Here is a 26462-nt window from a genome sequence, read left to right as displayed (position 1 = left end):
AAGGACGCCAAGGACGCCAAGGACGCCAAGATTCTTTCTCTCCTTGGCGTCCGTGGTGTCATGGCGGTTCTAAATTCTGCTCTCTTCTGGCGGTTTCAACCCGTCGAGCTCCGGCGTGAGCAGCGGAGTCGTCACGCGGGCGCGGGCGCGCTGGCCGGCGGGCGTCCCGCGGCGGTAGCCACCGCGGCGGCGCGGGGGGCGCGCGGGAGATCGCCGAAGATCTCCGGCATCAACGACGTCTTGCCGTGGAGCCGGAGCACACACTCCACGAGGAGCTTCGCCGCGCCGTAGGTGGTGAGCCACTGGTCGCGCGCGGCCTTCATCTCCGGGGTCATGGTGCGGCGCGCGAGCCGCGTCTTGCGCACGCTCCGGATGAGCGGATCGAGGGCGTCCCGGGAGCGCTCGAGGTCGGCCGTCCACGCCTCGCGCTCGGGCAGCTGCCCCTCGTGCTGCTCGAGCGCCTCGATCGCGTGCGTCAGCGCCGCGGCGAGCGCCGCGGGGCGGCGGCGCAGCACGGTGGCGAGCGTCTGGCCCTGGAGGAGCTCGCGGGCCAGCGCGACCCCGTTGGGCCGCGAGGCGGCGTGCTCCACGAGGCGGCGCAGCAGGCCGCGGCCCGCCGCGACCGGGTTGGCCCGGCCGCCCCTCGAGCCGCGGGACGCGCCGGGAGGCACGGGCGCGGCCGTCGCGTCCAGCTTCGCCTTGCGCACGGCCTCGGTCGCGGCGTCGAGGCGCGCCGTGACGGTGCGGAGCGCCTTGTCGAACCCCGCGTCGACCGGCAGGACGAGCTTCTGGATCTGCGACGCGGTGAAGCGGCCGTACGTCTCGATGTCACGCTGGTAGATGTAGGGATCGGGCATGGGAGCGACTCCACCGCGCGCCGGCGCGTTCAGGGCGGGCGCCATGATACCTGTCGCCGGCGTTGACGAAAGGAGTCGATCTCGCTGCCCCCTCGGACGCAGCCGGCGCTGCTCGCGCGGAGGCGCCTGCGCCGCCCGAGCCGAGCGGGGCGCACGCGCAGTTGCCCCGGATCGGCAGAAAAACCGCCATGGCGCCAAGGTCGCCAAGGGGAGAGAGGACGCGCCGTCTCGGCGTCATTTCCTACCATTCCCCTGGTTTCTTGGCGCCCTTGGCGGCATGGCGGTTCGCTTCCCCGTCCGACTTCCCGCAGTATCGCCTCGACCTCGCTCGTCTCTCTCCTGAGCCAGAGGCCTCGACCTGACCAGCCCCTCGTGTCCAACCTGCCGTCGAGATCGCGACCTGGCCGAGCCCTCCTCGGCCAGCTGCCGCCAAGGTCGCGACCTGGCCGAGCCCTCCTCGGCCAGCTGCCGCCAAGGTCGCGACCTGGCCGAGCCCTCCTCTGCGCACCTGCCGCCAAGGTCCCGTCCTTGCGGAATCCTCCTCTCGGACCCGCCCCAGAGGTCTCGACCTCCCCAGGGCACGCGCCACGACGCAACCCCCAGGTCTGGATCTGGGCGTTGCTTCAAAATTCTACCAAACCCCAGATCGTGACCCTCTCACGCCCACGGTGATGAGCGCCCGCCACGGTCGCGACGTTCCGGATCCCCGCTCTGCACTCGGGCGACGCGGCGCTGGTTCTGGAGCTCCTGGCCCACGCAGCCGAGGCCCCCTCCGCGCGCTGAATATCGCATCACCCGCAGGCTGTGGCGTGTACCCCTGTCGATTCGATGGGGACCCTGACGTGCGAGGCGACCCGAGCTCGGCGCCCTGGGTCAGCTCCGTCGAGCCGAGGCGCTCAATGGCAGACCACGTTCGCGCAAGGGTCACAAGCAGCGGGCAGGCAGTAGCCGTCGACCACGACATTCCTCGCGCAGAGGGCGTCCAGCACGCTGCCGAACGAGCTTTCACCGGGGTTCCCCGCGAGAGAGACCTGCGCGCAGCGGTTGAATACGACGTCGTTCAGCGGAGACGCGTCCTCGATCAGGTTGTCCGACAGATCCAGCCCCGATTGCCGTGGAGGAACAGCTGCTCGACCGATCTGGCGCACTCGAGGCCGCTCAGGTTCTCGATGCCGAGGCCGGCGAGGTCGAGCACTTCAGGCGCGGCGACCGCCGCCCCCGGGATCGGTTCGCCGGCGCCGAGGCCGAGCTGCTCTCGCAAGCCCGCGGCGAGCGCTGGATCCGGCACCGCCAGATAACCGTTGCAGCCCTCCGGAGCCGGCCTGGCGTCGACGCTCCCGCCGCCCGGAGCGCCCGTATCGCTCGACGTATCCCCACCGTCGACGACGCTGGCACAGCCGAAGAGGGAAAGGCACATGGCCCAGACGAAGGAGCTCCGCGTGCTGGTGAGCATGAGGCGGCTCCAGCAAACCCGGTGCCGCCGCCGAGCACAGCCAGTTCTGGCCGATCTGGCTCATCGACCCGCCAGACGAGCCATCTTGCGCCACCTCCCCTGTGCCAAGCCGCGGCCTGCTCACTCGACGGGCGCACTCCTCGGCGGCGCGCCCCCTTCTGACGCGAGGACCATGGCGACCGCCCCGATCTATCGGTTCATCTAGGATTTTATCTCATGGGATAGGTTCCCTACCGGCGGGAGACGTCCGCTGCCCTTGCCGCCGCCCGCTTCACCGGGGTTTCTGCGGTCGGCACCGGCCGAGACCACCTTGGCATCCGCCCTGCAATACCCCCCGAGCGTCCACGCCAGAGTAGCTCAGCGGTTAGAGCGCGAAAACAACTCCGGACGGTGTTCTCCGGCGCGATGAGCGCCGGCAGTGAGATCCGGGGTTACTTCCCTTCTAAGGACGAGGTCGCGGGTTCGAGTCCCGCCTCTGGCACCAGGGCGCAGCGCGGCAGTGAGCGTCACGGCTCCTTCGTTTTGACACGACCAACCCCGTGACCACCATCCTCCGCGCTGCGCCCGTCTTCTGCGAGCGGGGCGCACCTTCGATCTGGGCCCCGCTCTCGACCCCTCGCCGCGCGTGCGTCGAGGATGGAGGTGTCATCATGGCGTTCTTTCAGCATCTCAAGCGTCAGGACAAGCGCAGCGCCGACTCGCACCTGAACTGGATGGGCGGCCGCTCCTACGACATCGCCGATCCGCTGAAGCGCCTCCGCCTCGCGGCCTCGTCGTGCTTCTTCGGCGAGCCCATGTACTACCGCCGCGAGCCCGCGGATCCGCGCCCGGCGAAGGCCGTCAACGCGGCGAAGGCGAAGGCGTCGACGAAGGTGGCAAGGAAGGCGGCCGCCCGCGCGCGCCTCTCGGACGTCGAGGTGCGGCGCCTGCGCGAGACGCTCGGCGCCGTGGACCCGGCCGAGTGGCGCAAGCTCTCGCCGGCGGCGCTGATCGAGAAGGCCATCGACGAGGCGCTCGCGGCCGATCCGGAGGCGACGCTCGCCGAGGCGGCGCGGCTGCGCGAGGAGGAGCACATGCGCACGACGCCCCAGGTCATCCTGGTGCGCGCGGCGAACACCGCGTCCGTGCGCGGGACGGGCCTCGTGCGCAGCTACGCGCCGCGCATCCTGAAGCGCGCGGACGAGCCGGCGGTCGCCCTCGCGTACCAGCTCTACCGCTTCGGCAAGCCGGTGCCGAACGCGCTGAAGCGTGCGCTGCGCGACGCGCTCGAGCGCTTCGACGATCACGCCCTCGCGAAGTACCGGCTCGAGGGCAAGGGGAGCAAGACCGTGGACGTCATGAACCTCGTGCACCCGAAGAGCCCCAGCGTGGACCGCCTCGCGAAGGGCGCGCTCCGCGCGACGGGCCGCACGTGGGAGGCGATCGTCTCGGCGCGCGGCTCGAACCGGACGGCGTGGCGCAAGGCGCTGCCGGTCATGGGCCACATGGCGCTGCTGCGCAACCTGCGCAACCTGATCGAGGCGGGCGTGCCGTTCGACCAGTTCCTGCCGAAGCTCGTCGAGACGGCCGCGGAGGGCAAGCAGCTGCCGTTCCGGTACTACAGCGCCTACCGCGCCGTGAAGGGCTGCGCGCCGGGCGCCGTGCTCGACGCGGTGGAGAAGTGCCTGAACCGCTCGCTCGGCCAGGTGCCGTACTTCCCCGGCCGCGTGATGGTGCTCTGCGACAACAGCGGCTCCGCGCAGGGCACGACCACGAGCAGCCTCGGGACGATGCAGATCTCCACGATCGCGAACCTCACGGGGGTCGTGGCCGGGATGCGCGCGAGCGACGGGCACCTCGGCGTGTTCGGCGACCGGCTGGAGACCTTCGCGGTGCGCAAGCAGGAGAGCGTGTTCTCGCAGCTCGAGAAGGCGGAGCACATCGCCCGCACGATCGGGACGGCGACCGAGAACGGCGTGTGGCTCTTCTGGGATCGCGCGATCCGCGAGCGGCAGCGCTGGGACTCGGTGTTCGTGATGAGCGACATGCAGGCCGGCCACGGCGGCCTGTACGGTACGCGGCCGAAGGACTACGCGGACTTCGCCTGGAATGGGCACACCATCGACGTGGCGAAGCTCGTGGCGACGTACCGCGCGCGGGTGAACCGCGACGTGCGCGTGTTCCTGGTCCAGGTCGCCGGGTACCAGGACACGCTCGTGCCCGAGTTCTACGACCGCACGTACATCCTCGGCGGCTGGGGCGAGGGGCTGCTGCGCTTCGCCGCGGCAATGGCGCAGGACTAGCGTCCCGTCCCTGGAGAGCGCGAACCCAAGGAGCGCAGCAGCGGGTGCCGAGTCCGCTGCTGCGCCAAGGACGGCCGCTCGATCCGGCAAGCGCCGATCAGAAGCTCAAGGCGTTCGGCGCCCGCGTCGCGCGCGACGTGCGGCGGTGAAGGTCGGCGCGGGCTGCGCCGTCACTCGCACGCGTAGCCCACTCCGCTGCAGTCGTTCGGGCACTCGTCGCAGTAGACGCAGGAATACACGGCATGGGCCAGGGCGGCGCCCGCCGGGAACGTCTCCGCGCATTCGGCCACGCATTCAGGCTCCAGCCCGCACGTGACCGTAGTGCACTCCAGGTAGAAGATGCATGGGTCGCTGACCCCGCAGGCGTCGAGAGCAGCCGAGCAGTTGCCTGCGAGCGCGCATTGGACGCACCCGCTGGTGGAATCTCCGCAGACGCTCGTGTTGTCGCAGACGAGCTCTTCCTCCAGGGCGAAGGCGTCTGTCGCGTGGCTCTCGCTGTCACACCCCGCCTCGCCCGGCGCGCAGTCGCTCGCGTCGCCTGGTGAGGCGACCGTGCACGACGCCGCGGACACGGCAGCTCCCGCGGCGACGCAGAACAACATGAGCGATGATGCAACCCTGAAGCGCAAAGCGAGCTTTTTCGTTGTCATTGTTCTTCCTCCAGCAGACGTGGTGACGAGGCGGGTTCTAGACTAAATACATGTCGAAGACAGGCCTGTCCCCGCCCCACGGCAGCGATAACCTAATCAGAGGATCCGATCAAGCGGCCGCTGCTCTGACGCAGCGGCGTGACATGTCACGTGACATGGGACATCGAAGGCCCGACTCCGCAGGCCGGCCGTGAAGTGAAATTGGCCCCTTCGATATGTGGATAGGGAATCGATACAGCATCACTTTTCCAGCAGAGATGCAGTTCACGAAAGGAGCCTTCTGTCACCTGAAGTGGGCGCGGCGATTCGCCCTTGACATCCTCGAATTGTTTTACTCTTCCTTCTCCGTCGTGCAGCTCTCCGCCGAGGGCGAGAACCTCTGCCCGTACGTCCCGAAGGACCGGAGCTGGGGCACGCCGCGCGCTTGTTCGCCGGCTGCGAGCTCCGGATACAGAAGTTGTTTTGAACGAAGCGATCGACCAGCGTGAACACGATATCCACGCTCGAGGAGCTCGGCCCCTCGTGCCAGGCGCTCGGCGCTCCGCCCATGGACTGGCCCTTGTCCACCACCCGCGCAGGGCCGCCCTGGAGGTGGACGTTTCCACAGGTGCCGACGGCAACGTCGCTCGGTCCGATGAGCGCATCGCTCGCATGGAGCGACGCCGTGCCCCCTTGACGGAGCGATCGCGACACCACAACGCAACACGCCGCGAGCAGCCTCACCGACCGGGTCGGGGGCCGCTCACGGCGAGCGCATCACGACGGTGGCAGAGGTTCGCTCAGGCTTTGCCGCCGAGCCCGAAGCCATCGTGCAGCGCGCGGACGGCGAGCTCGGCATACTTCGTCGAGACAAGGCACGAGATCTTGATCTCGCTCGTGGAGATCGCCTGGATGTTGATCCCCTCCGCCGCGAGCAGCTGAAACATCCGCGCCGCCACACCCGCGTGCGTCCGCATCCCGAGGCCGACGATCGACACCTTCACGATGTCCTCCTCGTAACGAATGCTCACGGCGCGCACGCCGCTGGAGACCTTCTCCATCACGAGCTTCGCCCGCGGGAGATCCGCCTTGCCGACGGTGAACGTGACGTCGGCCTTCACCTCGCCGGAGGCGCCGCGCGCCTCCAGGCCGTAGCTCGGCGCGTTCTGGATGATCATGTCGACGCTGATGTTCTCCTCGGCCAGCGCGCCGAAGATCTGCGCCACCACGCCCGGCTTGTCGTCGACGCCGACGAGCATCACCCGCGCCTCGTTCCGGTCGAGCGCCACGCCCGTCACCGTCACGCTCTCGAGAGACTGCTCCTCGCTGACGACCCACGTGCCCGGCACGTCCGAGAACGACGACCGCACATGCACCGGGACACCGTACTTCATCGCAACCTCCACGCTCCGTATCTGAAGGACCTTCGCTCCCAGCGAGGCGAGCTCCAGCATCTCTTCGTAGCTGATCCGCTCGATCTTCCGCGCCGTCTTGCAGATGTTCGGGTCCGTTGTGTAAACGCCGTCGACGTCCGTGTAGATCTCGCACTCGGCGCCCACCGCCGCCGCGATCGCCACGGCGCTCGTGTCGCTGCCGCCTCGGCCGAGCGTCGTGATGTTGCCCGCGTCGTCCACGCCCTGGAACCCGGCGACCACCGCGATCTTCCCCCCGGCCAGCGCCTCGTGCAGCCGCTGGGCGTCGATCGCCTTGATCCGCGCCTTCGTGTAGGCGCTGTCCGTCAGGATCTTCAGCTGGTGGCCAAGGAAGCTCCGCGCCTGGCCCCCCTGCGCCTGGATCGCCATCGCCATCAGCGCGGCCGAGACCTGCTCGCCGGTCGCCGCCAGCGCGTCCATCTCCCGCGCGTCGGGCACCGGCGCGATGTCCGACGCCAGCTTGAGCAGCCGGTTCGTCTCGCCGGCCATCGCGCTGACGATGACCACGACGTCATGACCGGCCTGCTGTGTGGCGAGCGCCCGCGCGGCCGCCCGCTGGATGCGCTCGATGGACCCGACGGACGTGCCGCCGAACTTCTGGACGATGAGGCTCACGCGAGGTGTGGCCAACTAGTCCAACACAGATGCCCAGGTCAAGGAGAAATTCGACCGCCGCGCACGCCCGGCGAGCCCGCCCTGCGCACGACACGTCGCGGAAAAACCGCTGCGATCCCGCGAGACCGGGGATAGCCCGGACAACCGCGCCCGGAGCAGCCCCGATCGCCGGGAATAAACCTCAGGTTCAACCGCTTCGGGTCGGCGCTGTTGACAGAGATCCACCCGCCGCTACGATGGCGCCGCCTTTCACCTGGGTAATGGGTGATCCAGGGTGCTACAACGGCGCGCCCGCCGGCCATGGCGGGGGGGATCGCCAGGGGCGAACGACGGAGCAGGGCGCTCCGCTTCTCAAGGAACCATCTAAGGAGGTCATTTTGGCTAGCGATGTGATGATCGAGGCGAGCTCGCTGACCAAGCGCTATGGGTCGCTGCGCGCGCTCGACAAGGTGAGCTTCGAGGTCCATCGCGGCGAGGTCGTCGGCTTCCTGGGACCGAACGGGGCCGGCAAGTCGACGACGATGCGCATCCTCACCTGCTTCCTCTCGGCGTCGGCCGGGACGGCGCGGGTCCACGGGTACGACGTCTTCGACGACCCGCTCGATGTCCGGCGCAAGCTCGGGTACCTGCCCCAGCGCGCCCCGCTCTACGGCGAGATGAACGTCTGGGAATACCTCTCGTTCGTCGCCGACATGCGCGGCCTCGATCACTCGCTCTTCAGGAAGCGGATGAAGGGGATCGTCGAGGTGTGCGGCCTCGCCCAGGTGCTCGGCAAGGACATCGGCACGCTCTCCCACGGCTATCGCCAGCGCGTCGGCCTCGGCCAGGCGCTCGTCCATGACCCCCCGATCCTCATCCTCGACGAGCCGACGAGCGACCTCGACCCGAACGAGAAGGCGGAGGTCATCCGCTACATCAAGGAGATCGGCAAGGAGCGGACGATCCTCCTCTCCACCCACAACCTCTCCGAGGTCGAGGCCGCCTGTGCCCGCGCCATCGTCGTCTCCAAGGGGCGCGTCGTCGCCGACGGCCCGCTCGACGACATCCGCGCCAAGAGCGGCAAGGTCCGGTACGTCATCACCGTCCACGAGAAGAAGGTCTTCGAGGGCGGCGACGGTTACCGGTCGGGCGCGCGCAAGCCCCCGACGGCCCAGGAGGTCCAGGAGGCGCTCTCCGGTCTGCCCGGGGTCACCAGCGTCACCGAGCTGCCGACCGGCGACAGCGCCCACAGCTTCCAGCTGCTCGGCGCGCTCGGCGGCGACATCCGGCCCGAGCTCTTCCAGCTCGTCGTGCAGAAGGGCTGGCTCCTCCTCGAGATGCGGCGCGACTCGCAGAGCCTCGAGGACGTGTTCAAGGCGCTCACGCGCGGCGACGAGCGCAAGGACCGCGGTCGCAAGCTGATCACCGACGACCTCGAGGACGAGGACGAGGCGAGCGCGACGGCCGACGACGAGGACGACGAGGACGACGAGGACGAGGACGAGGACGACGACAGCGCCGGCGCTGGCGACGAAGCCAAGGACGGCGGCGACGAGGACGAAGGCGCAGAGGAAGAAGCGCCCGCCAAGAAGAAGGGCTGAACGGTATGAGCACCACCCTGACCATCGCGAAGCGGGAGTTCCGCTCCAACTTCGATTCCCCCCTGGCCTATGTCGTGATCTGCTTCGGGCTGATCGCGCTCGGCGTCATCTTCTTCCTGATGAACGGCGGCTTCTGGCAGGCGGACCGCGCCTCGCTCGTGCAGCTGTTCAGCTGGGCGCCGATAGGGCTCTCCTTCCTCATCATCCCCGTCATCACGATGCGGCTCCTCGCCGAGGAGAAGCGGAGCGGCACGCTGGAGATGCTGATCACCCTGCCCGTGCAGGATCACGAGGTCGTCCTCGGCAAGTTCCTCGGCGCGTGGGGGCTCGTCCTCGTGCTCGTCTTCTCGACGATCCTCTACCCGCTGATGATGTTCGTGTGGCCCTGGCACCTCGGCGCGCTCGACAGCGGGCCGGTGCTCTCGGGGTACGTCGGCCTCGTGCTCTACAGCGCGGCGGCGGTCTCGATCGGCCTCCTCATCTCGTCGCTGACCGACAGCCAGGTGATCGCGTTCTTCATCACCTTCCTGGTGCTCGGCTTCCTGCACGGCGTGGACAACCTCGCCGACTACGCCCCGTCGCTCTTCCGCGACGTCCTCTCCTTCATCAGCTTCGACACCCGCCTCACGCCGTTCGCGCGCGGCATGGTGTCCACCCGAGACATCGTCTTCTTCCTCTCGATCACAGCGGGCTGCCTCATGGCCTCGTTCAGGGCGCTCGAGCGCAGGAAGTGGGCGTAAGGACCAACCATGGAACGGAAAGCCAAAGCCGCGACGCAGACAGGCGTCTACCTGGCCATCGTGGCCGCCATCCTCGTGGCGGCCAACATCATCTCGTACGGCGCCTACAAGCGCTTCGACATGACGAAGGCCGAGAGGTTCACCCTCTCGAAGGGCTCGGCCCACCTCGTCCGCGAGGGGCTCAAGCAGGATCTCCAGATCGACGTCTACGTCACCCGGGGGCTCCCGAAGCACGAGGCGTTCATCCAGGACCTCACCGACCTCATGAACGAGTACGAGCAGGCCTCGAACGGCAAGCTCCACTACACGATCATCGAGGCGAAGACGGACGAGCAGCGCGCCGCCGCCAAGGAGGCGGGCCTGCAGGAGGCCGCCTTCGGCGAGGGGAGCGAGACCGGCCAGGATCAGGCCACGATCACCCGCGGGTTCATGGGCATCGCCTTCAAGTACGGCAGCGAGAAGGAGGCGATCCCGATGCTCTCGCCGGACCAGGCGCAGGGCCTCGAGTTCTGGATCACGAACACCATCCGCGAGATCCGCGACAAGGCCGACGCCATCGACACCAAGATCGGCGTCGTGACCGGCAAGGATGAGATCAAGCTGACCGACGCGAACCTCGTCGCGTCGCAGGGCGGCCGGGGCGGCGGCCCGTCGATGCGCGCGCTGCTCGAGCACCACTTCCCGTTCTACAAGTTCGAGGACGTCGACCTGAAGGGCGGCGACAGCGAGATCAACAAGGAGCTCGCCGGCCTCGTGATCACGCAGCCGGGCAAGGAGTTCACCGAGAAGGAGCTGCGCCGCATCGACCAGTTCATGATGCTGGGCAACAAGGCGCTCGCCGTGTTCGCCGGCGCGGTGAACCTCAAGGCGTCCGACCCGGCGATGAAGGCGTCGCTCAACACCTGGGGCCTCGAGAAGCTGCTCGACGGCTACGGCGTCGAGATGAAGAAGGAGGCGATCCTCGACTGGAGCCGCTCGATGGCCATCCCGGTGCAGACGCAGTCGGGCCAGATGATGTGGTTCCGCGCGCCGGGCATCCTCCAGCTCCAGGAGGACAGCCGCTTCGACGAGAAGGAGCAGATCCTCGACTCGTCGTTCCCCGGCTTCTTCCGCCTCCCCGAGCTCTCCTTCCCCTTCCCGTCGACCCTCGTGCCGCACCCGGAGAAGCAGCCCGAGGCGACGATGAAGGTCGTCGCGCGCTCGACGCCGAAGACGACGGTCGACGTGTCCGAGGCCATCGACATGAAGTTCTCGGCCGACTGGAAGCCGAAGGGCGAGTACGCGCAGCGCGCGATCGCGGTGACGGTCGAGGGCAAGCTGAAGAGCGCCTTCGGCGGCCAGGAGGGGCTCGGCATCAGCGCGCCCGCGGAGAGCGCGGACAAGGGCCGGATCCTCGTGCTGTCGGCGTCGCAGTTCCTCGCGAACCCGTTCGCCCGCTCCGGCAACCCGCCCCCCATGCCGCCGCAGATGGCGATGATGGGCGGGATGGGCGGCGACGAGGATCTGCTGATGCTCTCGCAGCCGTACGCGCAGAAGTACCTGACCGCCACCATCCTGGCGTTCAAGAACACCCTCGACTGGATGGCGGGGGACAGCACGCTGCTCGCCGCGACCGCGAAGATGTTCGGCGAGACGAACCTGACCTACGCGGGCATCGAGAAGCCGAAGCAGGAGGCCACGGACGACGAGGCCACCCTGGCCAAGAAGGCCGAGGAGTACCGGGCGGAGCGCAAGACCGTGCAGCAGCGCGTGCAGTGGACGCTGACGCTCCTGCCGGCGGCGCTCTTCGCCGTGTTCGGCCTCATCCGGTGGCGGCTTCGCGAGAACGCCCGCGAGAACATCACGCTCGACTGAGCCAGAGCCCCATCGGGTGAAAGAGCCATGAAGACCGAGCACAGAATCTACATCGCCTTCGCCGTCCTCGCGCTCCTCGGCCTCGGCGTGTACTTCACGCAGAAGAAGCAGAAGGACGAGCTCGCCGCGCACTCGGCGACCGCCGCCACGGCGGATCTGCCGAAGGTGGGGGTCTCGAAGGAAGACGTCGAGAAGGTCACGAAGATCGCGATCAAGAACGCCGACAAGTCCGACGTGACGCTCGAGAAGAAGGGCGACACGTGGGAGGTCACGAAGCCCGTCAACGCGAAGGCGAACGCGGCGAACGTGCGGAGCCTCCTCGACAACCTGAAGGAGCTCAAGCTGAAGGAGGTCATCGACCGGACGAGCGGCACGTATCCTCAGTACGAGCTCACCGACGAGAAGGCGGTCCACGTCGTCGCGTACAAGGGCGAGGAGAAGGCGCTCGACCTGTACTTCGGCAAGAGCGGCTCGCGCGGGCAGATGGCGCGCGTCGACGGGCAGGAAGGCGTCTACATCGCGGGCGGCTACTCGAGCTACCTCTATACGCGGGAACCGAAGAACTGGCGCGAGACGTCGATCCTCAAGTTCGAGGACGAGAACGCAATCCAGGTCTCGGTCGAGAACAAGAACGGCCTGTTCAGCTTCTCGAAGAACGGCGACAAGTGGGCCGGCACGTTCGCTCAGCGCGACAAGGGCGGCAAGCTGGGCGCGCCCTCCGCGAAGTGGGAGAAGTTCGACGAGGCCAAGGTGAAGGACCTGCTGCGCGCCTACAAGAACCTCGGCGCGGAGGACTTCGGCGACGAGAAGTCGGACACCGGGCTCGACGCGGCGGCCTCGAACGGCGGCATCATCACGATCAAGCTGAAGGACAACGCGGGCGACTTCACCGTCAAGGTGGGCAAGACCGCGAAGGGGTCGAGCCGCTACGCCACGAAGGAAGGCGGCGACGGCACGATCTACGTCCTGTCGTCGTGGTCGGCCGACTGGGCCCTCGGGGAGCCGAAGAGGTTCGAGAAGACCGAGAAGAAGGACGACAAGAAGGGCGAAGACGCCCATGACGATGAGGCGGCGGGCCACATGGGCCTGGACGGCGTCGAGTAGCAGGCGACGTCGCGCATGAGAGCGGGAGGCGCTGGGAGACCGGCGCCTCCTTGCATTTTGTGCGCCCGCCTCCTGCTCAACCTCAACCTGGGTCGGCGCCGGCAACCTCAACCTGGGTCGGTGCAATCAATCGGCCCGGTGTGGTTCCCGCGCCACGCGAACCTCGATTCGCACTCAGGGGCCGATGTGACGAATATTCGACGCACTCTGCGCACGATTTTTCGTCACCTATGACCCTCGCGCCCGGTGGGATCAGAGGCGTTCACGGCGGAATCGAGCTCAAACCCTGGACTCCCGTGTTTTCTGTTTGCCCTGGCTCGATTTTCGCTTATGGCTGCGCTCACTCAGGCCCCCGCTGTCCTTAACGGACGGATCACGACGTCCGGCCGACCTGAGCCGCCAGAGAGCCTATGCGCACGTTCGTCGAAGTCCTTCAGCAGAATTCGGTGCACGCCGACCGCGCAGTCACGTTCGTTCGCAGCTCCGGGGAGGAGCGAGCGATCAGCTACGCCGAGCTCTGGCTCGAGGCGAGGCGCCGGGCCTACGCGCTTCGCAAGCTCGGGCTCCGCAAGGGCGACCGCGTCGCGCTGATCCTGACGGAGGCCGACGAGTTCGTCCTGACCTTCGTGGGCGCGCTGACGGCAGGCATCGTCGCCGTCCCGATGTACCCGCCGCAGTCGCTGGCCAAGCTCGAGGCGTACGGCGAGACGGTGCAGCACATCCTCGAGGCGTCAGGCGCCAGCGTGCTCGTCACGAACGAGCCGCTCAAGGAGATGATCGACGCCTACCTCGCGGCGAACGGAGAGAGCCGTGAGGCCCTGCCAGGCCTGCGCGTCGTCCTCGAGCGCGACCTGCGCGCGCGCGATGGGTTGGACGCGTCCGACGCATCGCACGAGGCCGAGCCCTGGCGCGTGTCCCTCGACGACCTCGCGTTCCTGCAGTTCACGTCGGGGAGCACCTCGCGGCCGAAGGGCGTGATGGTGACCCACCGCAACCTGACGGTGAACAGCCACGCCATCATGTTCGACGGGCTGCGCTCCACGCCGGAAGATCGCGGCGTCAGCTGGCTGCCCCTCTACCACGATATGGGGCTCATCGGCTTCGTCATCGCGCCGCTCTACGCGCTCGTGCCGGTGATGTTCCTGCCGACGACGGCGTTCATCCGCCGCCCCTCGCTCTGGCTCGACGCGATCCACAGGTTCCGCGGCACGATCACCTTTGCCCCGAACTTCGCCTTCGCCCTCGCCACGCGCGCCGTCACCGACGCGCAGGCGGGCAGCTGGGACCTCTCCTGCGTGCGCGCGCTCGGGTGCGGCGCCGAGCCGATCCAGGCCGACGTGCTCCGCGCGTTCCTCCGCCGCTTCAGCGAGCGGGGGCTCCGCCCGGAGAGCATCCTTCCCTCGTACGGCATGGCCGAGGCCACGCTGGCGATCACGTTCAGCGACCTCAAGGCCCCGCTCACCACCGATCGCGTGGACGCGAAGGCGATGCAGGCCGGCAAGGCGTGGCCCGCGAACGGCGGCGCGTCGCTGGAGCTCGTCTCCTGCGGTCGCCCCCTCCCCTGCCACGAGCTCATCATCGCGGGCCCTGACGGATCGCCGCTCGGCCCGCGTGAGGTCGGGGAGATCTGGGTGCGCGGCCCGAGCGTCGCCGCCGGCTACTTCAACGAGCCAGAGGCGACCGAGGCGGCGTTCGGAGGGGGCTGGCTGCGGACAGGCGATCTCGGCTATACCGTCGCCGGCGAGGTGTACCTCTGCGGTCGCTCCAAGGATCTCATCATCCTGGGCGGCAAGAACTACTTCCCCCAGGACATCGAGCGCATCGCGTCCTCCGTCGAGGGGGTGCGTGACGGCCACTGCGTCGCGTTCTCGTGCCTCACCGCCGAGGGGGCCGAGCGCGCGATCGTCGTCGCCGAGGCCAAGCGGAGCGTGGCCGGCGTCGCGCAGGCGATCACCCAGGCCGTGCGCGCCCAGCTCGGCGTGCAGCTGTCCGAGGTCGCGCTGATCAAGCGGGGGACGCTGGCGAAGACGTCGAGCGGCAAGGTGCGGCGCCGCGAGATGAAGCGGCGCTTCGAGGCCGGCGAGCTCGAGGTCGCCTCGGACGTTGACGAGGGCGCGACGCCCTCTCCCCATGGCGACGTGGTCCGCGCGGGCGGCCCTGTGTCGCGAACCGAAGGGGGCCGCGCGGGCGGCGCCCCGGCACGTGTCGAAGGAGTCATCGATGGGATCCAGTAAGGCCGAGGTCGAGGTCAGCTACGACGTCTCGAACGAGTTCTTCAGGCTCTGGCTCGACGAGCGCATGAACTACACATGCGCCGTCTACGAGTCCCCCGAGCAGTCGCTCGAGGCCGCGCAGCTGAACAAGCTCCGGGTCCTGTCGGACTTCGCCAAGGCGGGGCCCGGGAAGAAGGTGCTCGACATCGGCTGCGGCTGGGGCGCGGCGCTCGAGTACGTGGCCACGGCGCGCGGCGTGACGCGCGCGGTCGGCGTCACCCTGTCCACCGCGCAGGCCGCCGAGGTGAACGCCCGGAAGATCCCCGGCGTCGAGGTGGTCGGCGGCGACTTCCGGACCTTCGCGACGGCCGAGCGGTTCGACAGCCTCATCTCGATCTGCATGATCGATCACCTGTGCTCGCCGGAGGAGGCGCGCCAGGGCAAGGCGATCGACATCTATCGGGCTTACTTCAAGAAGGCCTGGGAGCTCACGAACAAGGGCGCCTGGTTCGGCCTCCAGACCATCCTCCGCAACCGGACGCCGCGGATGACGCCCTGGGGCGGGCTCCCCGCCGGCACGAGGAAAGATCTGGAGGACATCTACTTCGTCACGCGGGAGATCTTCCCCGGCGGCCTGAACCCTCGGCTCGAGGACATCATCCAGGCGGCGAACCCCTACTGGGAGGTGATGCAGGTGAACACGCGGCGCGAGCACTACCAGCGCACCACCGCGGAGTGGCTCCGCCGGCTCAGGCTGAACGAGAAGACCATCCGGTCGACGTGGGGGGACAAGGTCTTCGATGACTACGATCGTTACCTGTCGACGTGCGTGAACGCGTTCGACAAGCACTACAGCTCCCTCGCTCAATACGAGCTTCGCAGGATCGACTGAACCATGACGGACAAGACCAATCTGCTCGAGATGTTCAAGACGGTTGCCGCCCGGGTGGACAAGCGCGAGTTCCCGAACGTCACCGCGACCTCTGTGATCACGGAGCTCGGCATCGACTCGCTCTCGATGATGCAGATCGTCGGAGAGATGGAGACCGAGCTCGGTGTCATGATTCCGGACGAGGATCTGGTCGAGCTCATCACCGTGGGCGACCTCTGCAAGAAGGTCGGAGAGCGGCTGGAGGCGACGGTATGAGCCGGCTGGAGGAGAAGATCTTCCAGGAGTACATGACGTTCTTCGAGAAGGCGGAGCGCGAGCGCCGCTGGAACGTCTTCCAGGACATCCCGTGGGAGCGCGTGAACAAGGACGCGAGCGAGGAGCTCGCCCTGTGCGCGGAGACCTTCTGCTCGGTCGAGATGTACCTGCCCGACTACGTGGCGAACGGCATCAACCTCGTGCGGAAGTACTTCGGCCAGGCGTGGTTCCAGGCCAACTGGGCCTACGAAGAGTCGAAGCACTCGCTCACGCTGATGCAGTACCTCCTGCGCTCCGGCAAGCGCACGGAGGAGCAGCTCAGCGATCTGCAGCACCAGATCTTCGCGAAGAAGTGGGACCTGCCGTTCCACACGCCGCGGCAGATGACGTTCTACGGCTGCGTGCAGGAGATGGCGACGTTCGTCATCTACGTGAAGCACCGGGAGCGGGCCGCGACGGAGGGCGACGAGTGCCTGCGGACGATCTACGACTACATCGCCCGCGACGAGATCGCCCATTGCCGCTTCTACCAGAGCGTCGTCAAGGTGCTGCTCGAGGAGGACCGGCCGGGGACGCTCGCGGACATGGCGCACGTGTTCGCGAACTTCGAGATGCCGGGCGTCGGGATCGTCCCCGACTACGACTCGCGCATCCTGAAGATGCGCGAGGCCGGCGTCGACCGGAACGTGTTCATCCAGAAGGTCTACATGCCGATCCTCAAGTACCTCGGCGTGGGCCGGCACGAGATGCTCGCCGCCCAGCGCGCCGCGCTCGATCTGCGGCGCGGCGGTGAGCACCGTGACACCTCGATCGAGGGCCTCGCAGGCGCTCCCAATCTGGGCAGCACTGCGCCCCAGGCGCTGTCCGCCTGAACCCTTCCACCTCCCTCCCCCAACGAGCAGCCCCGATGCGAAGGCGCGTCGTCGTCACCGGGATCGGCGCCGTTTGCCCGCTGGGCAACGACGCCGCCACCACCTGGCAAAACCTCCTCGCCGGCCGATCCGGCGTGGACTACATCCGCGATTTCCCCGTCGACAGGCTCCGCAGCGACATCGCCGCCAGCGTGAAGGGGTTCGATGTCGGGAGGTACCTGTCGCCCAAGGAGGCGGAGATCTATGGCCGCGTGACCCACTTCAGCCTCGCGGCCGCGGTGGAGGCGCTGCGCGAGGCTGGCATCGTGCCGATCGAGCGCTCCTCTGCCGCGGAGGACGAGGTGGCGGAGCGCGCGGGCGCGCGGGCAGAGGGCGCGCCGCCGCTCCCCGCCGCGGCGCCGGCGAGCGGCCTCGACCGGACCCGCGTCGGATGCCTGATGTCCACGGGCATGGGGTCGGTCGAGATCTTCGAAGAGCAGGTCGGCAGGAGCGCGGCGCGCGGCCCGCGGGCCGTGTCGCCCTACTTCATCCCGGGGGTCATGCCGAACGGCGCGGCGGCGCTCATCTCCATGCGATACGGGCTCATGGGGCCGTCGTACAACCTCGCGAGCGCGTGCGCGACGGGCACGCACTCGATCGCGACCTCGGCCCTGATGATCGAGGCGGGCGAGGCCGACGTGATGGTCGCGGGGGGCGCCGAGGCCGCGACGCGGCTCAACACCGTCGCGGGGTTCGGCAATGCGAAGGCGCTCGCCAGGGCCGTCGACGGCGACCCGGCGCGCGCGAGCCGCCCGTTCGACCGGCGCCGCCAGGGCTTCGTGATGGGCGAGGGAGCAGGCGCGCTCGTGCTCGAGGAGGAGCAGCACGCGCTCGCGCGCGGCGCGAAGCCGCTCGCCGTCGTGGCCGGCTTCGGGATGACCACGGACGCGGAGCACCTCACGCGGCCGCACTCGGGGGGGCTCGGGCTCGCGCTCGCGCTGGAGCGCGCCCTCGCCAGGGCGGACACGGCGCCGGAGGCGATCGGCTACATCAACCCGCACGCGACCTCGACGCCGCAGGGCGACGCCGCCGAGGTGCTCGCGCTGCGGCGCGTCTTCGGCGAGCGCCTCGCGCGCATCCCGATCTCGGCGACCAAGTCGATGATCGGGCACCTGCTCGGCGGCGCCGGCGCCGTCGAGACGATCGCGGTCGTGTGCTCGCTGCGCGACCAGCTGCTGCACCCGTCGATCAACGTGGATGAGCTCGATCCGGAGTTCACCCTGGACGTCGTGCGGGAGCGGCGGGCGGTCGATCTGCGTCACGCGGTGAAGTGCTCGGCGGGCTTCGGCGGGCACAACTGCGCGCTGGTGCTGGCGCGGGCGTAGCGCCGGCGACCGCGCCACGGCTGGCGGACGGCTGGCGGCCCCCCGCGCCCGGCTCTACGTGGGGCCCATGGCAGCCCACAAGAACAGGCTCGCGAGCGAGTCGTCGCCGTACCTCCTGCAGCACGCGCACAACCCGGTCGCGTGGTACCCGTGGGGCGCCGAGGCGCTCGATCTCGCGCGCCGAGAGGACAAGCCGATCCTCCTGTCCATCGGCTACGCCGCCTGCCACTGGTGCCACGTGATGGAGCGCGAGTCGTTCGAGGACGAGGCGATCGCCCGGCACATGAACGACCTCTTCGTGAACATCAAGGTCGACCGGGAAGAGCGGCCCGATCTCGACCACATCTACCAGCTCGTCGTGCAGCTCATGGGCCGGAGCGGCGGCTGGCCGCTGACGGTGTTCCTCACCCCCGACCAGCGCCCCTTCTTCGCGGGCACGTACTTCCCGCCGAAGGACGCGCTCGGCATGCCCGGCTTCCCGAAGGTGCTCGCCAAGATCGCCGACGCCTTCAGGAACCGGCGCGACGACGTCGAGCAGCAGGCGCAGGAGATCACCGAGGCCATCGAGCGCGCGCAGCGCGCGCCGGCGCGCGCCGCAGGCGTCGTCGAGCCCGCGTCGTCCGATCTGCTCCGGCGCGCGTCGCGGCAGCTGCTCGCGCGCCTCGACCCCCGCCACGGCGGCATCGGATCGCGGCCGAAGTTCCCGAACACGATGGCGCTCGACGTGCTGCTCCGCCGCGGCGTGCTGGAGGGCGACCGCGTCGCGGCGGAGGGCGTCGAGCTCACGCTGGACAGGATGCGGGACGGCGGCATCTGGGATCACCTGCGCGGCGGCTTCCACCGCTACTCGACGGACGAGCGCTGGCTCGTGCCCCACTTCGAGAAGATGCTCTACGACAACGCGCTGCTCCTGCGCCTCTACGCCGACGGGTTCCGCGCCTTCAAGAAGCCGATCTACGCCGAGACGGCGCGCGAGATCGTCGGCTACCTGTTCGCCGAGATGCGCGACCCGGAGGGCGGCTTCTACGCGTCCCAGGACGCCGACTCGGAGGGGCGCGAGGGCAAGTTCTTCGTGTGGACGCTCGAGCAGCTCCGCGACGCCGTCGGCGAGGATCAGCTCGCGTACGACGTGGCCCGCCTCGTCTTCGGCATCAGCGAGGAGGGCAACTTCGAGGAAAGCGGCGCGACGGTGCTCTCGCAGCACCGCACGCTCGAGCAGGCCGCGGCGGTCATCGACGACGGCGCGGGAGGTGGCTCCTCGACCCACCTCGATCGGTGCCGCGACGCGCTCGCGCGCGCCAGGGTCGCGATGCTCGCGGCGCGCGACGCGAGGCCTCGACCGGCGCGCGACGACAAGGTGCTCGCGAGCTGGAACGGGCTGCTCATCGGGGCGCTCGCCGACGCCGGCCGCGCGCTGGACGAGCCCGCCTGGGTCGACGCCGCGGCGCGCGCCTTCGCGCTGCTCGAGCGGAAGCTCATCCGCGGCGGCCGCGTCGGCCGCTATCTCAAGGACGGCGCGCCCGCGGGCGCGAAGAGCGAGCGCGGCGGCTCCGGGGCGGCCGTGGGCGACGTCCGGCCAGGGTTCCTGGACGACCAGGCGTACGTCGGGAACGCGGCCCTCGACCTGTACGAGGCCACCTCCGACCCGCGCTACGTCGACGCCGCGCGCGCGATCGCCGACGCGATGATCGCGCACCACTGGGACGAGGCCGCGCCCGGGTTCTTCTTCACGCCGGACGACGGCGACGCGCTGATCGCGCGCACGCAGGACATCTACGACCAGGCCGCGCCCTCGGCCGCCTCGATGGCGGCGCTCCTCTGCCTGCGCCTCTCCGAGATCGCCGACGAGCGTTACCTCCCACCGGCAGAGCGGCAGCTGGGCGTCCTCGCGCCGACGGCGCTCGAGAACGCCTTCGGTCTCGGCCAGACCGTGTGCGTGCTCGACCGCCTGACGCGCGGTGCAGTGACGGTCGTCGTGGTCGGCGAGGCGGGCTCGGCGCCAGCTACCGAGCTCGCGCGCGAGGCGTTCAAGGCGTACCTGCCGAACCGGGCGATCGTGATCGTGGATCCGGCTCGGCCGGAGAGCGCCGCGGCGGTGAAGGTCGTCGCCGAGGGCAAGGCCGCGCACCCTGGCGGGGCGGTCGCCTACGCGTGTCGCGGGCGGACGTGCTCGGCGCCCGTCACGACGCCTGCCGACCTCAGGGCGCTGCTGGGGTAACGCGGCACGCGCCGAGCTCGCACGGGCCGCGATCCGGGGCGCTTCCGCAGGTGCATCCGGACACCGGGCCCGGCGCGTGGGTCTGCGCGCATCCACGTCCGACGCCTTCGGCGCGGGCGTCGCTCGGAGCGCAGACCTCCACGTCGAGCCTCGAGTCGTCGTCGAAATCCGTGACGAAGGTGCAGCTGCAACGGTACGGCGTGCCCTGCTCAGGGCGGCACGCCGGCGAGAGCGCCATGCACAGCAGGGCTCCCGCGCGCGCCGCCCGGATGGGCCATCTACGGCGTGACGGTGCCGCCACCCTTGTCGCCGTCTGCCTTGTTCCCGCCCGTGTTGCTCTCGCGGATGTGGAACTCGACGCGCCGGTTCTTCTGGCGCCCGGCCTCGGTGTTGTTGTCGTCGATCGGCCGCTTCGGACCAAAGCCCGCCGCTGTGAGCCGGGCGGGATCGATGCCGCCCCGCTCGATCAGGTAAGTCCGGACCGAGTGAGCGCGATCGTTCGAGAGCTTCTCGTTGAGCTGGTCCGAGCCCCGGTTGTCGGTGTGGCCCTCGATCGCGACGAGCGTGATCTCGGGGTTCACCTTGAGGAGCCGGACGACCTCGTCCAGGATGCTGTAGCTGTTCGGCAAGATCCTCGCGCTGCCGGTCGCGAACTGCACCTGCTTCAGGATCTGGATCTCGCTCGACCCCGTGATGCGACGGATGAACTGCGGGCAGCCGTTCTTCGTCGGATCGGGGCTCGGCTGGCCCGGCTCCTTGGGGCAGGCGTCCTTCGCGTCCGGGATGCTGTCCTCGTCGGCGTCGTCCTCCGGGCAGCCGTCGGCGTCGTTGATCTTGTCGAAGTCCTCGGGCTGATCCGGGCACTTGTCGCTGATGTCGGGGATGCCGTCGCCGTCGCGATCGGGCAGCGCCGGGCAGCCGTCGTCGGGGTTCGGCGGCTTGCCGTCCTCGGGATCGGTCGGGCAGAGATCGATGTCGTCCGGGAGCCCGTCCTTGTCCGTATCCGCGGCGCGGGGCGGGACCGCCTGGAAGCGCCTGTCAGGAGACGCGGGCTCGACATCCTTGATGCCGAACGAGTAGCCGACGACGCCGACCATCCGGAAATCCGGCGCGTAGCCGCCCGACAGCCGCGTTCCGGCGCCGACCCCGAGCCACCCCTTCTTCCGCTGATCGAGCGCGAGCCGCCCCTCGGCCATCCACTCCAGCGGCGTGTTGTCGCCGGTGAACGTCGTGCCGCGGCCGAGGCCCGTCGATCCGAAGATCTGCGCGCCGAGCCGCAGCGCCCCGTTCCGCAGCGGCAGGAAGCCGCCGACCCCCCACCTCCACTCGTTCGTCACGGCGAAGTCGTTGAGCGATGAGTACGGACGGAAGTGCACCCCGGTGTTCAGGACGAAGAACATCGATTTGAGATCGATCTCACCCGAGAGCCCGATCATCGTGCTCGCGGCGTTGTCGCCCGAGAACGAGAGCTTGCTGCCGGTAGGCACCCACGCCGTCACGTTGGCGCCCAGCTTGAAGAAGCGATCCTCGGTGCGGTAGAGGATCGCCCGCCCGTCGAGCCGGATGTCCATGAACGCGGCGGTCGCCGGGCTCGCCGCGTCCTCTGCGCCGGCGACGCTCGGGTCGTTCGTCGGGTTGCTCGTCTGGAGGGCGATGATCGGCAGCCCCACCTGGAGCGAGAAGCGGTCGAGCAGCTCGACGCCCCCGTTGAAGTAGCCGATGAGCTGCGAGGACACCGGCGAGCCGTGTTCCCTGCTGAACCGCCCCGCGGCCTGCTCGTCGTTCAGCATGTTCTCGACCCGGAAGGGATTGAGGCCGAGGCCGAGCCCGAACTGCCCGAAGAAGCGCGTCTCCGGCGCCACCTGCGGTCGCCAGAGCGCGATCGAGTCGTCGGGAGCGCCGGCCATGTAGAGCCGGTCCAGGTAGAACGTTCTGGTCTGAGCGCTCCCGGGGAGCGCGCTCAAGAACAAGGCTCCCGCCGCAGCAGCCGCCAGCGCGCGTCGCTTGACGCCCCGTGCGGGCGCGTGCTGCTTTTCCCCCTCATGTCCTCCGGTGCGCGTCAAATTCCCTCCTGTGACCCGCTTTTGAACGGCCGTTGCGGTCGATCGGAGGCTACACGCTAACCCAGGCCTCTAGAAAGGTGAGAGAGAACGGCGAACCTGGGCACCACGCGTCACCACGCGTCACCGCGCGCCACCACGTCGTCTGGTGTTGACCTGGGCCAAATGCCGTGCTTTCTTGCGCGCCCGCTTGACGTGCGGCCAGGATGCCGCCGTTCGCGGTCCAGACCGAGGGACCACCAGCCATGAAGCGCACCTACCAGCCCCATAACACCCGCCGCGCCCGGACCCACGGCTTCCGTGCGCGTATGGCGACCGCCGGCGGTCGCAAGGTCATCAACAACCGGCGCCGCAAGGGCCGCGCCCGGCTCGCGCCCACCATCTACAAGAAGTAACGCGGCGGTGATGGCGCCAGCGCACCCGCGCTCGTCGGCGCCCTCCTCCTCGTTCCCGCGCGAGCGCCGCATTCGCAGGCGGGCAGAATTCGTCCGCATCCAGAACGGTGGCCATCGCGTCAGCACCCGCCACCTGCTGATCCTCGTCGCGGCCCCCACCGAGGGAACTGCTCGCGGCGGGGCCCCCCGCGGCACGAAGCGCGCTGCCGCGCCTGTCCTGTCCAGCGCGCCTCGCCTGGGCCTCGTCGCCTCACGCAAGGTGGGCGGCGCCGTGGCGCGCAACCGCGCGAAGCGCCTGCTCAGGGAGGCGTTCCGGAGATTCCCGGAGCTCTTCCCGGAGCACGTCGATATCGTGGTGATCCTCCGCACTGGCGCCGGCTCGCTCGTTCTCGATGACGTCCTCGCGGAGCTTCGTGGCGTGGTTCCGGTGCTCCGCCGCCGGGCGAGGGAGGCGCTCACCGCTGCGCCGCGCGCGCGAACGGAGGTCGTGGCCGAGCGCAGCGCAGGCGATCCGCCAGCGCCCGCGCCAGACCCGACTGACCAGGCCGACGGCTAGAAGGAAGATGGCGCGGCATACCTTGCGCCGTGGTGCGCTGGGCCCCAAGCTCCTCGCTCTCTCACGGCTCACCGCATGCTGGCGACGCTCCTCCTCGCGCTGATCCGCGCCTACCAGATGACGCTCTCCAGGCTCATCGTGGCGTTGATGGGCCCGGTCTGTCGGTTCGAGCCCTCCTGCTCGCGCTACGCCGCCGCGTGCATCGTGGACCACGGAGCGCTCCGGGGGAGCTTGCTTTCGCTCAAGCGACTGTGTAGGTGTCACCCGTTTCATCCAGGCGGGTTCGACCCTCCGCCACCTCGTCTTCACCGTGCCGCGGCTGCCCGGATGCCGCGGCAACGGGACGCTGACCCGCGGGATACGACACGCTGTTCGTCTACTGGCGCGGAGCTCGCCTCGCACGCCTCATCCCCTTGTCGAGCGGGCTCCAGCGGCCGGGTCACCCTCATGGACTAATCCCGCTCGGCCATCGACAAGGCCCCCCTGCGGCACGGCGCCCGACACGCCGCGGAGCCAAGCCCGCACGGAGCGACCCTGGGCAGCCTCGTGAGGTGTCACGAGACGCCCGCAGCGAAGGGCGCGGCTCGAGATCCTGGGATCGACGAAGGACTTCATGGAACGCAGCAATATCGCCAAATGGCTGTTCCTCGGCCTCGCCATCATCCTGTTCTTCCAGTTCGGCAAGCCGCTCCTCTTCGGCCATGACGCGCCGCAGCTGCAGCCGCTCGACGTCAACGACAGCACGGCCCCCGCAGAACGCGCTCCCCCGGAGATGTGCGTCATCGACGGAGATCGCTTCAAGGCTGAGCTGTCGACGCACGGCGGGTCGCTCCGGCACCTCTGGATGACGGACCCGAAGTACACGACGGGGAACGGCGAGCGCAGGCCGATGGACCTGGTCACGACCTCGCTCGAGTCGCGGATGCCTCTCAGGACGGACCTGCACCTGCCCGGCGGCAGCGCGCAGCAGGTGCCGTTCGACGACCTCGACTGGAAGCTCTCGGCGCAGGACGGCAAGAGCTGCACGTTCACCTACGCCGACGACGCGACGAGGCTCACCAAGGTCGTCGCGGCCACGGGGCGCCCCTTCGAGCTCTCGGTGCAGATGACGGTCGAGAACCTCGCGCAGGAGCCGCGCAAGCACCGGCTCGCCGTCGAGCAGACATCGTGGCGAACCCAGAAGGAGACGGAGGGACATCTCGGCATGATCTCGGAGTGGATCACCGAGACGGTCGCCGCGACCGACCAGAAGACCGAGCGCCAGCACCCCGACGCCTTCGAGCCCGGCGACTTCAAGGACCCGGAGTTCACCGCCGAGCGCTGGCGGCGCACCCCGGGCAACGCGCGGTTCGCCGCGGTCTCGAGCAGCTACTTCAGCAAGATCGCGATCCCGCTGGAGGGGCCAGCGCAGCCCACGGCCGAGACGCAGATCGAAGATATCTGGGATTCATCGAAGTTCCAGGACAAGGGCAAGGACCCGAACTCCGGGCACGTCTATCGCGCGCGGCTCGCCTATCCGGAGCACGAGCTCGCGCCCGGCGGCGCGGTGACCTACAAGCTCCTGTCCTTCACCGGGCCGAAGGAGCGCGAGCTGCTCGCCGCCGTCGACCACGGGGTGAGCGAGGTCATCAACCTCGGCTGGTTCTCGCCGATCGCGAAGCTCCTCGTCTCGTACCTCTACGTCCTCCACGGCGCCGTGGGCAGCTGGGGGTGGGCGATCGTCCTGCTCACCATCACCGTCCGGCTCCTGCTCTTCCCGCTGAGCATCCAGCAGATCAAGAGCGCCGCGGCGATGCGCAAGCTCAAGCCGGAGATGGATGAGATCAACGCGAGGTACAAGGACGACGCTGCCCAGCGCGGCCTCGCGATGCAGGAGCTCTGGCGCAAGAACAAGGTCGCGAACCCGGTCGTCGGCTGCTTCCCGATGCTGCTCCAGATGCCGGTATGGTTCGCCCTCTACACCGCGCTCCAGACCGCGGTGGAGCTCTACCACACCCCGTTCGGCCCCGTGATTCCGGACCTGTCGGCCCCGGGAAAGTACTACATCATTCCCATCGTCCTCGGCGGCTCGAGCTTCATCCAGCAGAAGCTCATGCCCCCGCAGGGCGACCCGGCGCAGCAGAAGATGATGATGTACCTGATGCCCGGCATCTTCACCGCGATGATGCTCTTCCTCCCGGCCGGCCTCGGCGTTTACATGTTGACGAACACCTGGCTCGGCATCGGGCAGCAGGTGCTCGTCGAGCGCTACCTGAAGGCGAAGAACGAACGGGCCGGCGGCATCCAGGTGCGAGAGATCGCGAGCGCGGAGCCCCAATCCGCGAAGAAGAAGACTCCGGGCGACGACGACAAGTCGGCCCCTGCTCTCGGAAAGGGAAAAGCACGTGTCCGTGGATAGTGAAGTTGCCGAAAGGGGAATCGACGCGGCGGACGTCGATGCCGAGGCGCAGGGCGCTGGCGACGCGGCCGAGTTCGAGGAGGACGGGCGCGCCGACGTTGCGCTCGACTTCGTCATCGATGTGCTCGCGGCGATGGGCATGGACTGCACCGTCGACCTCCTCGAGAACGAGGAGGAGGATCCGCCCGAGGAGATCCGGCTCGAGATCGAGGGGAAGGACGCGGGCCGCGTGATCGGCAAGAAGGGGCAGACGCTCTCGGCGCTGCAGTTCCTCGCCAACCGCGTGATCAACCGGCCGGGCAAGAAGCGGCGTCATGTGATCATCGACGCCGAGGGCTACCGGCAGCGGCGCGAGGACACGCTCTCTTCCATGGCGCGCAGGCTGGGCAAGCAGGCGGTCGAGGAAGGCAAGATCATCACCTTCGAGCCGATGAACCCGCAGGACCGCCGCGTCGTCCACCTGGCGCTGGCGAAGTTCCCGGGCGTCGTCACCAAGAGCGACGGCGAGGGCGAGGCCCGCCGCGTGCAGATCATCCCCGTCCGCCGCTGAGGCAGAGGGCCCGGCACGAAACGCGCGCCAGACGCGCGCATCAAGAGCGACTGCGCCGCTGCCGGCGTTGACACCGGATCGCCCGCATGCATAATGCCGCACCTCTCCGGTACCCCCCGGGGAGGTGCGCGGGCACGCGCTC

21 protein-coding genes and 1 tRNA gene are annotated in these 26462 nt (G+C 69.0%); 17 read left to right on the top strand and 5 right to left on the bottom strand.

All coding sequences use genetic code 11. From position 1 onward, the window contains the following. Window positions 1–131: 131 nt before the first annotated feature. Together WMF27_RS12610 and WMF27_RS12605 are read right to left on the bottom strand one after the other, a co-directional pair. Window positions 132–857: a hypothetical protein gene (locus tag WMF27_RS12610; protein WP_437768621.1), complete on the bottom strand. Its 726-nt coding sequence runs from the start codon at window positions 855–857 to the stop codon at window positions 132–134. Between the two features lie 1081 nt (window positions 858–1938). Further along, window positions 1939–2310: a hypothetical protein gene (locus WMF27_RS12605; RefSeq protein WP_437768622.1), complete on the bottom strand. Its 372-nt coding sequence runs from the start codon at window positions 2308–2310 to the stop codon at window positions 1939–1941. A gap of 346 nt (window positions 2311–2656) precedes the next feature. Between WMF27_RS12605 and WMF27_RS12600 the strand changes: the two genes are divergently transcribed. Next, window positions 2657–2794: transfer RNA gene (locus WMF27_RS12600), tRNA-Arg, on the top strand. Between the two features lie 166 nt (window positions 2795–2960). Then, the gene (locus WMF27_RS12595) at window positions 2961–4592 is read left to right on the top strand and encodes a TROVE domain-containing protein (RefSeq protein ID WP_437768623.1); all 1632 of its coding nucleotides are present in this window, start codon (window positions 2961–2963) and stop codon (window positions 4590–4592) included. A gap of 170 nt (window positions 4593–4762) precedes the next feature. Here WMF27_RS12595 and WMF27_RS12590 read toward each other — a convergent pair whose 3' ends face one another. Further along, a complete protein-coding gene (locus tag WMF27_RS12590; RefSeq protein WP_437768624.1) occupies window positions 4763–5242 on the bottom strand; it encodes a hypothetical protein in 480 nt (159 codons plus the stop codon). Window positions 5243–6021: 779 nt separating this feature from the next. After that, on the bottom strand, window positions 6022–7269 hold the full coding sequence (locus tag WMF27_RS12585; protein WP_437769860.1) for an aspartate kinase: 1248 nt from the start codon (window positions 7267–7269) through the stop codon (window positions 6022–6024). A 377-nt stretch (window positions 7270–7646) separates the two neighbouring features. Here WMF27_RS12585 and WMF27_RS12580 point away from each other — a divergent pair, with 377 nt between their 5' ends. From WMF27_RS12580 to WMF27_RS12535, 10 genes are all read left to right on the top strand, one after another. Then, on the top strand, window positions 7647–8849 hold the full coding sequence (locus WMF27_RS12580) for an ATP-binding cassette domain-containing protein (RefSeq protein ID WP_437768625.1): 1203 nt from the start codon (window positions 7647–7649) through the stop codon (window positions 8847–8849). 5 nt (window positions 8850–8854) lie between these two features. Continuing rightward, window positions 8855–9589 carry an ABC transporter permease gene (locus WMF27_RS12575; protein WP_437768626.1) on the top strand — a complete coding sequence of 245 codons (735 nt, stop codon included), beginning with the start codon at window positions 8855–8857 and terminating at the stop codon, window positions 9587–9589. 9 nt (window positions 9590–9598) lie between these two features. Next, window positions 9599–11443, top strand: coding sequence for a GldG family protein (locus tag WMF27_RS12570; protein ID WP_437768627.1), 1845 nt, complete (start codon window positions 9599–9601; stop codon window positions 11441–11443). A gap of 27 nt (window positions 11444–11470) precedes the next feature. Next, window positions 11471–12547: a DUF4340 domain-containing protein gene (locus tag WMF27_RS12565; protein WP_437768628.1), complete on the top strand. Its 1077-nt coding sequence runs from the start codon at window positions 11471–11473 to the stop codon at window positions 12545–12547. Between the two features lie 446 nt (window positions 12548–12993). After that, on the top strand, window positions 12994–14781 hold the full coding sequence (locus WMF27_RS12560) for a fatty acyl-AMP ligase (protein WP_437768629.1): 1788 nt from the start codon (window positions 12994–12996) through the stop codon (window positions 14779–14781). Next, on the top strand, window positions 14768–15652 hold the full coding sequence (locus tag WMF27_RS12555) for a class I SAM-dependent methyltransferase (RefSeq protein WP_437768630.1): 885 nt from the start codon (window positions 14768–14770) through the stop codon (window positions 15650–15652). The genes WMF27_RS12560 and WMF27_RS12555 overlap by 14 nt, the downstream gene beginning before the upstream one ends. Window positions 15653–15655: 3 nt before the next feature. Next, entirely contained in the window at window positions 15656–15907 is a 252-nt protein-coding gene (locus tag WMF27_RS12550; protein ID WP_437768631.1) for an acyl carrier protein, read from the top strand. Next, the gene (locus WMF27_RS12545) at window positions 15904–16779 is read left to right on the top strand and encodes an acyl-ACP desaturase (protein ID WP_437768632.1); all 876 of its coding nucleotides are present in this window, start codon (window positions 15904–15906) and stop codon (window positions 16777–16779) included. The genes WMF27_RS12550 and WMF27_RS12545 overlap by 4 nt, the downstream gene beginning before the upstream one ends. A 35-nt stretch (window positions 16780–16814) precedes the next feature. Continuing rightward, entirely contained in the window at window positions 16815–18143 is a 1329-nt protein-coding gene (locus tag WMF27_RS12540; RefSeq protein WP_437768633.1) for a beta-ketoacyl-[acyl-carrier-protein] synthase family protein, read from the top strand. A gap of 67 nt (window positions 18144–18210) precedes the next feature. Beyond that, on the top strand, window positions 18211–20361 hold the full coding sequence (locus WMF27_RS12535; protein WP_437768634.1) for a thioredoxin domain-containing protein: 2151 nt from the start codon (window positions 18211–18213) through the stop codon (window positions 20359–20361). Window positions 20362–20639: 278 nt separating this feature from the next. On the opposite strand, the gene WMF27_RS12530 is transcribed toward WMF27_RS12535, so the two are convergent. Then, window positions 20640–22325: an OmpA family protein gene (locus WMF27_RS12530; protein ID WP_437768635.1), complete on the bottom strand. Its 1686-nt coding sequence runs from the start codon at window positions 22323–22325 to the stop codon at window positions 20640–20642. Between the two features lie 341 nt (window positions 22326–22666). Here WMF27_RS12530 and rpmH point away from each other — a divergent pair, with 341 nt between their 5' ends. From rpmH to WMF27_RS12505, 5 genes are all read left to right on the top strand, one after another. Continuing rightward, a complete protein-coding gene (rpmH, locus tag WMF27_RS12525; RefSeq protein WP_012235155.1) occupies window positions 22667–22816 on the top strand; it encodes a 50S ribosomal protein L34 in 150 nt (49 codons plus the stop codon). A gap of 10 nt (window positions 22817–22826) precedes the next feature. Continuing rightward, the gene (gene rnpA, locus WMF27_RS12520) at window positions 22827–23372 is read left to right on the top strand and encodes a ribonuclease P protein component (protein ID WP_437768636.1); all 546 of its coding nucleotides are present in this window, start codon (window positions 22827–22829) and stop codon (window positions 23370–23372) included. Between the two features lie 75 nt (window positions 23373–23447). Continuing rightward, window positions 23448–23828 carry a membrane protein insertion efficiency factor YidD gene (yidD, locus tag WMF27_RS12515; RefSeq protein WP_437768637.1) on the top strand — a complete coding sequence of 127 codons (381 nt, stop codon included), beginning with the start codon at window positions 23448–23450 and terminating at the stop codon, window positions 23826–23828. Between the two features lie 157 nt (window positions 23829–23985). Beyond that, a complete protein-coding gene (gene yidC / locus WMF27_RS12510; RefSeq protein WP_437768638.1) occupies window positions 23986–25770 on the top strand; it encodes a membrane protein insertase YidC in 1785 nt (594 codons plus the stop codon). Further along, window positions 25763–26320 (top strand): protein jag, encoded by a 558-nt coding sequence (locus tag WMF27_RS12505; protein ID WP_437768639.1) that lies wholly within the window; start codon window positions 25763–25765, stop codon window positions 26318–26320. The genes yidC and WMF27_RS12505 overlap by 8 nt, the downstream gene beginning before the upstream one ends. Window positions 26321–26462: the final 142 nt, after the last annotated feature.

Source organism: Sorangium sp. So ce281 (assembly GCF_051527395.1).
GTDB lineage: Bacteria > Myxococcota_A > Polyangia > Polyangiales > Polyangiaceae > Sorangium > Sorangium cellulosum_B.
Note: the sequence above shows the minus strand (reverse complement) of the source record. Positions and strands in the feature narration are given on the sequence as shown.